General features: G+C 43.7%; 11 protein-coding genes. 1 reads left to right on the top strand and 10 read right to left on the bottom strand.

The genetic code is table 11. The annotated features are described in order from the left end of the window. Window positions 1-261 precede the first annotated feature (261 nt). The 9 genes from D0466_RS17495 to D0466_RS17455 form a co-directional block, all read right to left on the bottom strand. Entirely contained in the window at window positions 262-519 is a 258-nt protein-coding gene (locus tag D0466_RS17495) for a DUF3243 domain-containing protein (RefSeq protein WP_117323841.1), read from the bottom strand. 89 nt (window positions 520-608) lie between these two features. Then, the gene (ymfI, locus tag D0466_RS17490; RefSeq protein WP_117323840.1) at window positions 609-1,331 is read right to left on the bottom strand and encodes an elongation factor P 5-aminopentanone reductase; all 723 of its coding nucleotides are present in this window, start codon (window positions 1,329-1,331) and stop codon (window positions 609-611) included. An 86-nt stretch (window positions 1,332-1,417) separates the two neighbouring features. Continuing rightward, a complete protein-coding gene (yfmH, locus tag D0466_RS17485; protein WP_117323907.1) occupies window positions 1,418-2,704 on the bottom strand; it encodes an EF-P 5-aminopentanol modification-associated protein YfmH in 1,287 nt (428 codons plus the stop codon). Next, window positions 2,704-3,981, bottom strand: coding sequence for an EF-P 5-aminopentanol modification-associated protein YfmF (yfmF, locus tag D0466_RS17480; RefSeq protein ID WP_117323839.1), 1,278 nt, complete (start codon window positions 3,979-3,981; stop codon window positions 2,704-2,706). The genes yfmH and yfmF overlap by 1 nt, the downstream gene beginning before the upstream one ends. Before the next feature lie 323 nt (window positions 3,982-4,304). Then, window positions 4,305-5,225: an ABC transporter permease gene (locus D0466_RS17475; protein ID WP_407675646.1), complete on the bottom strand. Its 921-nt coding sequence runs from the start codon at window positions 5,223-5,225 to the stop codon at window positions 4,305-4,307. A gap of 39 nt (window positions 5,226-5,264) precedes the next feature. After that, on the bottom strand, window positions 5,265-6,311 hold the full coding sequence (locus D0466_RS17470; protein ID WP_407675645.1) for an ABC transporter permease: 1,047 nt from the start codon (window positions 6,309-6,311) through the stop codon (window positions 5,265-5,267). Between the two features lie 37 nt (window positions 6,312-6,348). After that, the gene (locus D0466_RS17465) at window positions 6,349-7,884 is read right to left on the bottom strand and encodes an ABC transporter ATP-binding protein (protein WP_117323836.1); all 1,536 of its coding nucleotides are present in this window, start codon (window positions 7,882-7,884) and stop codon (window positions 6,349-6,351) included. Between the two features lie 189 nt (window positions 7,885-8,073). Beyond that, entirely contained in the window at window positions 8,074-9,165 is a 1,092-nt protein-coding gene (locus D0466_RS17460; RefSeq protein WP_117323835.1) for a BMP family lipoprotein, read from the bottom strand. Between the two features lie 84 nt (window positions 9,166-9,249). Then, entirely contained in the window at window positions 9,250-9,975 is a 726-nt protein-coding gene (locus D0466_RS17455) for a GntR family transcriptional regulator (protein WP_117323834.1), read from the bottom strand. A gap of 435 nt (window positions 9,976-10,410) precedes the next feature. Between D0466_RS17455 and D0466_RS17450 the strand changes: the two genes are divergently transcribed. Continuing rightward, window positions 10,411-10,704 (top strand): DUF6509 family protein, encoded by a 294-nt coding sequence (locus D0466_RS17450; RefSeq protein ID WP_117323833.1) that lies wholly within the window; start codon window positions 10,411-10,413, stop codon window positions 10,702-10,704. 64 nt (window positions 10,705-10,768) lie between these two features. Here the strand turns inward: D0466_RS17450 and D0466_RS17445 are convergent, their stop codons facing one another. Continuing rightward, complete coding sequence (locus D0466_RS17445) at window positions 10,769-13,129, bottom strand: DNA translocase FtsK (protein WP_117323906.1); 2,361 nt, start codon at window positions 13,127-13,129, stop codon at window positions 10,769-10,771. Between the last annotated feature and the right edge of the window lie 123 nt (window positions 13,130-13,252).

Raw genomic sequence — 13,252 nt, 5'->3', positions numbered from 1 at the left:
CTGCGTAAGCCTCCCTTTTAATCCATAAAAGGACAGCATGAATGTTCCTTTACAAAATGCATCATACTTGTCTGTTTGCTTAGGCTAAAGGCCCTCGTAAACGCGAGTTTGTAATCTAGATTCTATAATATAGCATTTCATAGTAAGTGAAAAGGAAAAACCTTTTTAAAAATTCCTTTTTCTATACCATGGCATCCGATACAAGTAAAATCCCCTTCCAGGCTGTTTGGAAGGGGATTTTAAAACGCGTTGATCCGGCAATTATCGTGTACCGTTATTTTCGACTAATTTCACCATTACGCTTGCGATTGCATGCTTTTCATCTTGAGAAGCCACTGACCAAAGATCTGCCAAGACACGTTCTTGTTCGTTTTTTGGATCAACTTGTTTGGCCAGGTAATCGCCGACTTCAGTAGCTAAATCATTTACGGCGCCATGGGACAGCCCTTGGCTTTCGCCTTGATGCAGCCTGTCGCCTAAGAAGTTTTTCCATTGATCCCAATTATCCAATACAGACATTTATGATCATCCTTTCCTTCAAAATGGTACAGTCGTATTTTGCGAAGGAATGGCCTTGTTTATACCTTTAATTTCAACCTAAAAACAATTTAAGTGTACCATCCGCCATTCACCCTTATGATTTGGCCCGTGATATACGAAGCTTTATCGGATAGCAAGAACACAACTGCATCTGCCACTTCCAATGGATCTCCCAGGCGGCCCATGGGAATATCGGCTTTTATCATGTGAAGTTCCTCTTCGTCAAAAGATTCCAGCATCGCTGTGGAAATCGCACCCGGCGCTACGCCGTTCACCCTGACCCCGGTTAAAGAAAGTTCCTTGGCTAACGCCTTGATAAAAGCATTTTGCCCCCCTTTTACCATGGAGTAAAGCACTTCGCACGAGCCCCCGGTCTCTCCCCATATAGAAGTAACGGCTACGATAGCACCATTTTCCAGCGTAATCTTTGGCAGAAGCTCTTTTGTTAATTGAAAGGGCGATTTCACATGCAGCTGGACCATTTGATCCACCAGTTCATCACTGACATCTGTTATCAGCCCGTAATGGCTGGTTCCGCTATTTAAAACAATGGCATGCAGCGAGAAAATATTCGAGGCCAATTTTTTATACCCCGCTTTTTGGCTAAGATCTGCCTGAATCGGGATCACTTCTATATCATAGGCAGATAGTTCTGACATCAGCAGGTCGATCGCAGTTTCATTTTTATTATAATGTAAATATAAAGAAAAATTCTCCTCGGCAAGTTTCAGGGCAATGGCCCTTCCAATTCCCCCGCTTGCTCCTGTTATAAGCGCAAAACGTTTTGCCAACCATGTCTCCACCTTTTTTCTTCATCTTGTGTAGCTGTACAACCGTATAAAAACCTTGTCACCACCAACGGGACAAGGTTTAATAGTTATTTCGGCAATACCTGGCAGACGGTGATCCGCTCTTCATCAATCAGTTTGTTTGCTGCCATTTTCACATCCTGGCTCGTAATTTGCTCAAGCGCAGGAACAACATCAAATAAATCCATATCATTAAACGCATAACGCGTAAATTGATTGGCTATATACTCAGGGGAATTTAATGAGCGGAGGAACGATCCGATCTTCTTCTTAATTGTTCTGGCTACAGTTTGATCAGTAATCCCCTCACCAGCTTTTGCTTTGGCAAGAATCTGCTTCAACTGGTCCGCCAACTCCTCCGGCCGGGCTGAATCCCCACCAATTAATGCAAAACCGAAACCCTGTTCCTGTGTATAATCATACGAAAACGATTGATCAATAAAGCCTTCCGAATATAACTCTTCATAAAAATCAGAGCTCTTGCCAAAAAGAACCTCCAATAGGACATTTACAGTCAGCTCGGCTCTAAGCATTGCTTCACCTGCAAGATTTACGTCGGAAGCTTTAATCCCTAGCATCACTTTTGGCGTTTGGACATTCATTCTCAGAATTTGGTTTTTCTTGGCGACACTTGCCGGCTCAGCTTCGAAATTCCTTCCGATTTCCGCCTGTTCCTTATAATCCTTGCCATTTTGATTATCCCTGATAAGGCTCATTGTATGGCCAGGATCTACAGGCCCGACGACAAACAGGAGCATGTTGCTAGGATGATAAAAGGTTTCATAACAGGTATACAGCATATCTTTCGTGATATTTGCTATCGACTCCACCGTACCGGCAATATCAATTTTGACTGGATGATTGTGGAACATATTTTCAATACAGCCGAAGTAGAGGCGCCAATCCGGATTGTCGTCATACATATTGATCTCCTGGCCGATGATCCCTTTTTCTTTCTCAACAGTCTTTTCAGAAAAATACGGTTCTTGCACAAAATCGATCAGGGTCGTAAGGTTTTTTTCGAAATCGGTAGTGCTTGAAAACAGGTAAGCTGTCCTCGTGAAAGATGTGAAGGCATTAGCGGAGGCACCCTGCTTACTGAATTGCTGAAAAACATCCCCATCTTCTTTCTCGAACAGCTTATGTTCCAGAAAATGGGCGATTCCATCCGGTACCTTAATGAACTCATCTGAATCCAAGGGTTTGAAATGATTGTCAATAGAACCGTATTTGGTTGTAAATGTGGCATACGTTTTGTTGAATCCGGCTTTGGGCAGTATGTATACCTGCAATCCGTTTTCCATTTTCTCGTGGAACAATTCCTCCTGCAGCTGGCCAAAAGTTATTTTTTCCATCATTCCTGCACCTCCGTCCCTGTTAAGAAATAAATCGTATCGCACTCAATTTTCTGTGCGACGTTCACGACTTGTTCTTTCGTTGTCTTTTCAGTTCTTTCCAGCCATTCGTCGAGCGGGATACTCGTGCCGGACACAACATTATGGTACAGGACTTCCACTAATCCCCGGGCAACATCTACGGTTTCTAATATTTGGTTCTTCACTACTGCCTTGGTTTGGGAAAGTTCTTCTTCTGTAAATTTTCCCTTTTTCATTTCTTCCATTTGCTCGCGGATGATATCGATGGCCTGCCCATAGTTTTTATTTTCTATTCCTGACATAACCATAAGCAGCCCTTTATGGCTCTCGATCCTGGAAGCGGCATAATAGGCAAGGCTCGCTTTTTCCCGAACGTTTATAAATAGCTTCGAATGGGAGAAACCGCCAAAGATACCGTTGAAAAGCTGAAGGGCATAGTAATCCTCTTCACCATAAACGACATTGGTGCGATAGCCGATATTCAGCTTCCCTTGTTTCACATCTTGTTTTTCAATGACCTCATTTTCATTTTCCACTTTTTTCTGTACGGGTTTTATTTTTTCGGGCTGCCTTTCATGCAGGCTAATATATTTGTCCGCAAGGCTTTCCGCTTCTGCTTCGTCAACATCCCCAATTATGTACAAGTCTATTTCATCTTCAGCCAGCGCTTTTATATAATACTCATACAATGAGCCGGGAGTTATTTTTTCAAGGTCTTCCTGATTTCCTGTTTGTTCGAGTGCATATGGCTCATCTTTGCACATCTCCTCAACGAGCCGCTTTGCAGAATAGCGCATTTTATCATCATAGATCGATTGAATGCGTTGCTTTAAGGAACGTTTTTCCTTCTGCACAGTATTTGAATCGAACGCATCTCCTTCAGTTTTGGGATGAAAAATCACATCCGTCAGCAATTCGAATCCCTTTGCGAGCAATGGTGTTGGATCGGACAGGAATTTTTCATTGGCAATTTCCATTGTAAAACTGATAATATGGTACTCTCCTTTTTTGGAAACATCAACATAAAGGCTTGCCCCATAAAGTTCATCCAGATATGAACGCAGTTCAGTGGAAGTGGGATGCCTTTCGGTGGTGCTCTGCAATACGTACGGCAGCAATGACCTTAAAGTAACAGTATCTGCACACAAAGGAGCTTTCATTTTAAAGACCAGCGTATTCGTTTTATACTTTTCGGTTTTCACGATATGCAGCTTATATCCCGGTCTCGCTTTCAAAATTTCCGAAGCAATCGCCATTAACAGTCCTCCTCGTAAAAATGCTTCTGTAATAAGCTTTATTGTTTGTTGAACGGCATTCTTTTAAACATAGATTGATGAAAATGAAAACAAAACCACAGCCAAGCCCTAGGAACTAAATTACTGTTGTCTGACATGGCAAGAAAGGTCTGTCATGTTACGGTTAAAAAGTGGATATTTTTTCTTCTTATTAAAATATACATGGTTTGGCAATTTTCATGCAAGCTGGACGAACCGTTTTTGAAATAAATAGTTAACATAACATTTTTATTTTAAAGTTCTCTTAAAAGAAAAGCTGCCCGCATTTCGCGGACAGCTTTTTCTTAACGGCTCCCTTTTATATATGGCTGGCCTGATGCTTTTGGAGCATCTGCCCTGCCGATAAATCCAGTGAGCGCAACAATCGTAAGGATATATGGTGCAATAAGCAGATACATGGCTGGTATATCCTTGAAGAACGGCAAGGACGCTCCTACGATGCTCAAAGACTGTGCCAATCCGAAGAACAGCGCTGCTCCCATTGCTCCAAGCGGATGCCATTTCCCAAAAATCATTGCGGCAATCGCCATGAAGCCCTGTCCATTAATCGTGGAATGGCTGAAATCAAGCGTAACGGTCAGCGCGTGTACAGCACCGCCAATCCCGCCAAGCGCGCCGGACAGCATAACGCCAAGGTACCGCATTTTATAAACATTGATTCCCATTGTATCTGCCGCCATCGGGTGTTCCCCTACCGAACGAAGGCGGAGGCCAAATGGGGTTTTATAGATGATATACCAAACGACAATTGATAAAAGTATCGCAATATAGGAAATGTAATAACCATTCGAGAAAAATATTTTGCCGATGACCGGTATATCCCCCAATAGTGGAATATCAATCTTATCAAACGTTTCTTGAATAATATCGGTCTGGCCTTTCTCGTAGATTTTTTTGACAAGGAATAAAGACAATCCAACGGCAAGCAAGTTGATTGCTACACCGCTGACAGTCTGGTCGGCCCTGAATGTAATGGAAGCCACCGCATGGAATAAGGAAAATATCATGGCGGCAACCATTGCTGCGAGAATGGAAATCCATGGAGTCCATGCGCCCAGCTGTTCATCAAACGTTAGATTGAATACGATCGCAACAAATGCCCCGATCACCATTAGTCCTTCAAGGCCGATATTTACAACCCCGGACCGTTCAGAAAAAACGCCTCCGAGCGCAGTGAAGATAAGTGGTGCAGCAAGGGCAATCATCGATGGTACGATAATTTGCAGAATCTGGTAGAAGTCCACTTATTTCACCCCCTTTTTAGAAAAACGAGAAAGAATCCAGCGAATAAAATAACTCGATGCAACAAAGAATATAATGAGCGCAATGACGATATCAACGATTTCATTTGGTACTCCTGCTTCCAAAGGCATATTCAGGGCACCACTTTTTAGGCCGCCGAACAGGGCTGCAGCAAGCACAATCCCGATGGCCGCGTTTCCACCAAGAAGCGCAACAGCGATGCCATCAAAGCCAACACCGGTAAAACCGCCTTTAATTGCGGCATATCCAAATGTGCCGAGACCCTCCATAGCCCCTGCCAGACCCGCAAATGCTCCTGAAATGACCATTGAAAGAACAATGTTTTTGTTGACGCTCATCCCGGCATACTGTGATGCGTGATGGTTGAAACCAACAGCTTTCAATTCGAAACCGGTCGTCGTTTTTTCAAGGATGAACCACATTATGATGGCACAAGCAAGTGCGATGATGATTCCCCAGTGCATACGGGAAAGATCTGTCCAGTTTTCGAATAAAACGGAACGCAATGATGCTGACTCTGCAATATTTTCCGTTTTATCCTGCTTATCCGAAAGAACATTTAATATCAAATAGTTTGTTATATGCAAAGCTGTATAATTAAGCATGATCGTCACGATTACTTCATGAACCCTGAATCTTGCCTTCAAAAGGCCCGGAATAAAGGCCCATAAAGCCCCTGCGGCCGCTCCCGAAAGTACTGCGAGGGGCAAATGGATGAATTTTGGGAGGTCAAACTCAATTCCTACCCAGACCGCCGCCAACCAGCCTACAATCAGCTGGCCTTCTACACCAATATTGAAAAGGCCCGTCCTGAAGGCAAACGCAACAGCCAGTCCTGCGAGGATGTATGGTGTAATTTGGCGGACCGTTTCACCTAAATAATATTCATCCCCAAAAATACCGTTTAGCATCGCGGAATAACCAGAAATCGGATCATAACCGCTTACCAGCATAATTCCCGCCCCGGCAAGCAACCCCAGAATGACGGAGAAAATCGGGATGAGCATGTTTCGAGCAGATGTTATCAAATATTTGATCGACCTTTGTCCATACTGTTTTAATTTATTAGACATGAAAATTCTCACCTGCTTCCAATCTCTTGCTTCCAGCCATCAGCAATCCCAGTTCCTGTTCATTAGTTTCCTTTGGATTTAGGATGGCGACTATTTCCCCTTCGTAAATAACGGCAATTCGGTCACTGATATTCATGACTTCATCCAGTTCGAAGGAGACCAGCAATACTGCTTTTCCATTATCCCGCTGCTCGATCAGCCGTTTGTGAATATATTCAATGGCTCCCACATCCAGCCCACGGGTAGGTTGGGCAGCAATCAGCAAATCAGGGTCACGGCTGACTTCGCGGCCGATTATTGCTTTTTGCTGGTTCCCACCTGATAATGCTCTGGCAGGCGTATACTCGCTCGGCGTTCTCACGTCGAACTCTGCAATTATATTTCTCGCCTTTTCGTATATCCTTCGATAATTCAACACACCGTTTCTGGAGTTTGGTTTTTTATAATATGTTTGCAAGGCCACATTTTCACCGATTGTGTAATCGAGAACCAGTCCGTGCTTATGGCGGTCCTGGGGGATATGGCCTACGCCGGATTCTGTGATCCTTCGGGGCGTTTTATTTGCGATTTCTTTTCCATTGATCTTAATGGATCCCTCCTCAAGCTTTCGGAGGCCTGTAATGGCTTCAATCAATTCGGACTGTCCATTGCCATCTACACCAGCGATCCCGACAATTTCCCCGGCCCTCACGGACAGATTAAGACCCTTAACAGCATTGACTCCTCGTGAATCATTGACTTTCAGCCCTTTTATATCCAATACATCCCCTGCTGGTGCTGCATCAGACTTTACTGTTTTAAAGACCACATCACGTCCCACCATAAGGCTTGCAAGAGCGTTAGGGTCCGTTTCACTGACATTGACGGTCCCAATCCCCTGTCCTTTACGGATGACTGTAACCCTGTCGCAAACTTCCATTATTTCCTTTAACTTATGGGTGATCAGGATAATCGACTTGCCTTCCTTTACCAATGCTTTCATGATAGCGATCAACTCTTTTATTTCCTGGGGCGTCAATACCGCTGTCGGTTCATCGAAAATTAGAATTTCAGCTCCCCTGTACAGGGTTTTCAGGATTTCAACCCTTTGCTGCATTCCAACGGAAATATCCGCAATTTTCGCTTCTGGATCAACGCTTAAGCCATAGCGTTCAGACAGCTCGCGTACCTCTTTATTTGCAGACCTAATATCAATTTTCCCGGCCACACGCGGTTCTTTACCGAGTATGATATTTTCTGTTACCGTGAAGGGATCGACAAGCATGAAATGCTGGTGCACCATCCCAATTCCTAGATCATTTGCTATGTTAGGGTCGGTAATTTTCACCGATTTCCCGTTCACACGGATTTCGCCCTTTTCCGGCTGGTATAATCCGAAGAGGACATTCATGAGCGTGGATTTCCCGGCTCCGTTCTCCCCTAGGAGTGCATGGATTTCCCCTTTTTTCACCTGAAGCGTCACATTATCGTTCGCAACTATTCCAGGGAATTCCTTTCGGATATTAAGCATTTCAATAACATATTCCACTTATTATCAACTCCTAAAAAGATCGCTGGTCTACTTATTTATAGCCTTACATCTTTAAGAAAAAACTAAAGGAAAAACTACAAAGCTTGCTTTATAGTTTTTCTTTTACCTTTTTCCAGTTTGGCAGTCTCATAAAAAGGAGGAATAAGCGGCGATTGCCCCAGTTATTCCTCCTATTCTTTCCATCTATTAAAATTTCATTGCTTTTAGTTCATCGCGAGTTTTAGGTACTTTAACCTCGCCTGATTTGATTTTTTCAGTCCACTCTTCAGTGGCTTTTAACGCAGCTTCTGAAACATTTTCCTTGTGGTCTGCGATTGCGACCGCGTTTTGGTCAAGGCCGTATTCAATTACCTTGCCGCCAGGGAACTCGCCGTTCTTCGATTTATCGGCAAGGTCTTTCACTGCGATATCCACACGCTTGACCATTGAAGTCAATGTCACGTTGTACTCTTTATCGCCAGCCTTAACTTTACCTTCTTCAAATTGGTCACGGTCAACACCGATTACCCAAATATTGTTGTTTGGATCTTTTTTCTTTAATTCCTTAGCTGCTGCAAAGACACCATTCCCGGTTCCGCCTGAGGCGTGGTAAATCACATCGATGCCTGATGAATACATGCTTGATGCGATTGCCTGCCCTTTATCGGCAGCACCGAAACTTCCGGCATACTGGACTTTAACATCAGCTTTAGGGTTTACAGATTTAACGCCAGCTATAAAACCGGCTTCGAACTTATTGATTAGGGAGCCGTCAACACCGCCGACGAAGCCAATTTTATTCGTTTTAGTCGTTTTGGCGGCGATAACACCGACAAGGAACGAACCTTGCTCTTCCGTGAACGTGATGCTGGCCACATTAGGCTTTTCTACTACAGAATCAACGATCGCGAAATTGGAATCTTTACGCTGGTCAGCAACTTTCGCCATTGGCTCCGCTAATAAATATCCAATTCCATAAATCAGGTCAAAATCGTTGCGGACCAAAGTGTTTAAGTTTGTTGTATAGTCAGCATCAGATTTAGACTGGACATAATCAAAACCTTCTTTGCCTTTCTGCAGGCCGTTTTCTTTACCAAACTCCTGAAGGCCTTCCCATGCGGATTGGTTAAAGGATTTGTCATCAACACCACCGATGTCCGTAACCATACCGACAGTGAAATTGTCTTTCTTAGATTCGCCACCCTTTGACGCTGATTCTTCATCATTGCCGCATGCACCCAGTATTGTTCCTGCTGCTAGAACCAGAGACAGCGCTAAACCAAATTTACGCTTTTTCAAGGTTTGTTCCCCCTAAAGAATATTGTTGATTAGTCAGAAATGGATGGAAAGTAGGAAGAACCGCGTTTTCACCTGCAAAATGAATTAAATCCGTTTACGCAATACGTGAAAACTAAAAGTATCAGCTTTAAAAAAATTGACTGAATATAACACAGGCTCGTCTTTCTCATCATAATGCATTTGTTTTAAAACCAGGAGCGCGGCTTCCGGGTCGCATTCCAGGATGGGAGAAACCTTTTCATGGTATCCAAGCGGTTCTATTTTTGCAACAGCATAAGCTATTTTCCGGTCCGCTTGTTTCTCCAATATTTCAAAGATTGACTCATCCTCATGTGAAAATGTTTCCGGAAGCAAGTGTTCCGGAATTTTATCCACACAGTATACTACCGGTTCCCCATTTGCAGTACGGACCCGCTCCAATAAAACAATTCCTTCATCTAATGAACTTGAAAAACGGCGAATGTCCTCATCAGTCGGTTCCTCTGTCTTTGAACTTAAGAAAATCGTTCCCGGTTTCATGCCTGCTTGCTTGATCATGTTCGTAACACTGTTCAACTGTTCGATTCCCGAAGTGAACACTGGCTGGGCATTTACAAATGTGCCAACACCATGGCGGCGGATAATGATATTTTCCTCTTCAAGAATCCGCAGGGCTTCCCTCAGCGTCGCCCGGCTTACGCCAAGCTCCTTTGCTAAATCAAATTCAGAGGGCAGCTTTTCCTTTTCCTTGTATATTCCCTGTTCAATGTCTTGTTTTAGGCGATCGATGACTTGAAGATACAAATGCCGGTTATCTGACTTGATAGACATGCAGGTTCCTCCACCAATTTCTTAAGACATCAGACCTCTGATGTGTAATCATTCCTACTAATCGAAAATACTATATCACTTTTTCGATTATAAATAAATAGAGAATTGCCATTTGCCCTAAAAAAGAACTGCCACTCAGAGTATCGCGCGGTTTATTGGTTTTTTTCTTTTTTTTCGTTAAAAAACAGCTTGTATATTTATGCAGGCTCTTGTGTTTTCATTATAAAAAACCGTTTGTGAACTATGTATTTTGATAGAAGGAGTACTACCAGAATAATTTGTATGTCACAATTATATTCAAGAAAAATTCGTATGTTAGACTGCACTCTGCAGATAGCGAATCAGAACTTCGCATTTTCATTTCAAAATTCTCTATGTTTCTTTTTAATGCTTTTTAGGTATAATAACTTGTAGCTTGGAGAAAGGATGATAAAGATGTTGGCCATTACCGGGTATAGCGTGGAAAGGCTGAAGGATCCGTTCGGGATTCTAAGCGGGGAAAGATATGAATTCTTCCTTGATATAGATGTTCCGGAAGATGATGAATTGTTTTCCGAGAAAGGTTTGTACATAAGGGTCCTTTACACTGTGGAAGCAGATCGGCACGAGATCATAAAATACGATATTATGGAAAAAGAAACGGAACAAATTCTCGACTTCGAACTGGAAGAGGATGAAGAAGCGGCAATTGATTCCTTTTGTAAAGAACACCTGTCGGAAGCAATATAAAGCAATGCGATCAAAACATAGAGGCTGATCACGACTTCCGTCGTAATTCAGCCTCCTTTGTATTTTATGAGCTGTGTGCCTCGTTTCCGGGGTCCTTTGAAACAAGGACATTCCTGGGCTTGCTTCCTTCATATGGGCCCACTACCCCTCTTGCTTCCATTTCATCTATTAGCCTTGCTGCGCGGGTATAGCCAATCCTGAACCTTCTTTGGAGCATGGATACCGAGGCCGTCTGCATTTCAACGATCAGCTGAACCGCTTCCTCATAAAGGTCATCATCGACCTCCCCGACCGCTTCACTGGCTTCATCCGGAATCATTTCTTCATTGTATTGCGCCTTCTGCTGGGAAATCACATAATTCACAACTTCCTCTACCTCCTGGTCCGATAAAAACGCTCCCTGTACACGTACAGGCTTTGAAGCACCTACGGGTAAAAACAGCATGTCGCCTCGCCCTAACAACTTTTCAGCACCGCCCATATCAAGGATTGTCCTGGAGTCTGTCATCGAAGATACACTGAAGGCAATTCTTGAAGGAATGTTGGCTTTAATGACACCGGTTATGACGTCAACTGAAGGCCTTTGAGTCGCGATGATGAGATGGATCCCGGCTGCCCGCGCCATTTGGGCAAGCCGGGTGATTGCATCTTCGACATCGGAGGAAGCAACCATCATCAAATCCGCAAGCTCGTCCACTATAACCACGATGTATGGCAAAAGCGGCTGCTTGTCATCTTCCTCCATGTTGTGGCGGATCACATGGTCGTTATAGCCTTCGATATTCCGCGTCCCTGTATGTGAGAATAATTCATAACGTCGTTCCATCTCACTGACTACTTTCTTTAATGCCTGAGAAGCTTTTTTCGCGTCTGTAACAACCGGTGCGAGCAAATGGGGAATCCCGTTATACACGTTTAGCTCTACCATTTTAGGGTCAATCATCATCATTTTTACTTCGTGGGGTTTCGCCCTCATAAGGATACTTGTAATGATGCCGTTTATACAAACTGATTTACCGCTGCCTGTAGCCCCAGCGACGAGCAGGTGGGGCATTTTATTCAGCTCGGCAAGTACTGCCTCCCCGGAAATATTGCGGCCAAGGCCGATTTGAAGTTTTGCCTCGGGCTTGATATATTCTTTTGCTTCCAGGACTTCCCGCAGAGATACCATCGCAATATCCGAGTTTGGCACTTCTATCCCTATGGCGGATTTGCCCGGTATAGGGGCTTCGATGCGGATATCTTTCGCTGCCAGGGCCAATGCTATATCATCAGCGAGGCTTACAATCCTGCTTACTTTAACCCCGACGTCCGGGTGCACTTCGTACTTTGTTACAGCAGGCCCGAGGTGGACCTGGGTGACCTTTGCTTTTACGCCAAAGCTCTGGAAAGTACGTTCCAGTTTCGCGGCATTTTCATTAATCAATCGATATTCACCGCTTTGGTCCGTTTTTTTCGGTTGATTTAGCAGTGCTATAGACGGAAGGCTATACTCTTTATTTTCCACTTCTGTAAAACGGATCGGAGGTGCGAGGTCTTCTTTTTCCGAATCATCGATGGTATCAGCGACTTTGTTCTTTCCGGCTTTACTTCCCACCGTTCCTGATGGTCCATTATCGGTATCTTCATGTTCCGATCCATACGCCGTATCAGCAAAATTTGAAATGATCCGTTTTTCCGATTCAATAGGCTTAAATACCTCAACATGCTGGTCTTCTTGTTCGGATGGTTGTTCTTGTTTGGCCAGAGCTGCTTCCTTCCGCTGTTTCTTTTTTTCCCGTTTTCCTTCATTCCAGTTCCTCAAATCTTCCTGGAACGCCTGCCATTGTCCAACAAGAAAACCCGCAATGGACGCCATCATCCTACCAAGCGTATCTCCAACCGTTTTTCCCGTTAAGAGGACAAACCCTGTAATGATCAACAAGAAAGCTACGATTTTCGAACCAGCTTCATCAAAAAGGAAGTAAGATACAGCAAACATTAAAGCGCCTATCATCCCTCCGCCGAGATCAGTCGTGCTTGTTTTCCCGCTAACTTCCATCCAAAAGAGCTCCCAAGTGTTTGAAATGACACTCGGCTTTTCGAACGGCCCGCCTTCGGCAAGAAGTTCGAAAAGAGTCACATGGCTAAGCAATAGTATGCTCAAGACAATAAAATATGTCCCAACAAGCTGCCTTTTTAATAAAAAAGGTATTTTCCGCTTGATCATTAGATAAAAGCTGGCGACAATGAATCCCGCCAACAAAAGAATGTACCATTCGCCCATGAAGAAACGGACAAGATATACGATGGCCTTGCCGACCGCTCCTAGCTTTGCGATTGCAATTGCACATAGTCCGAGGATAATCAGCCCTGCCAATTCAAACTTTAATGCCGATTTTAATTTTTCCGTGCTTCTTGAATTCCTGCGTTTTCTCTTTGCCATTTTATCACCTGTATTTTCGTGCAATCTATGTATGTCACCCGCTGAATAAAGAAAGCAGCCGAATGGCTGCTTAATCTGAGTTAGTTTTAGTATAACATATTTATTACTATCTTGGACGATTTT

The sequence above is a fragment of the Peribacillus glennii genome (assembly GCF_003429105.1).
In the GTDB taxonomy this organism is placed as follows: Bacteria; Bacillota; Bacilli; order Bacillales; family DSM-1321; genus Peribacillus; species Peribacillus glennii.
The sequence above is the reverse complement of the archived record's forward strand: the minus strand, read 5'-3'. Positions and strand labels throughout refer to the sequence as shown.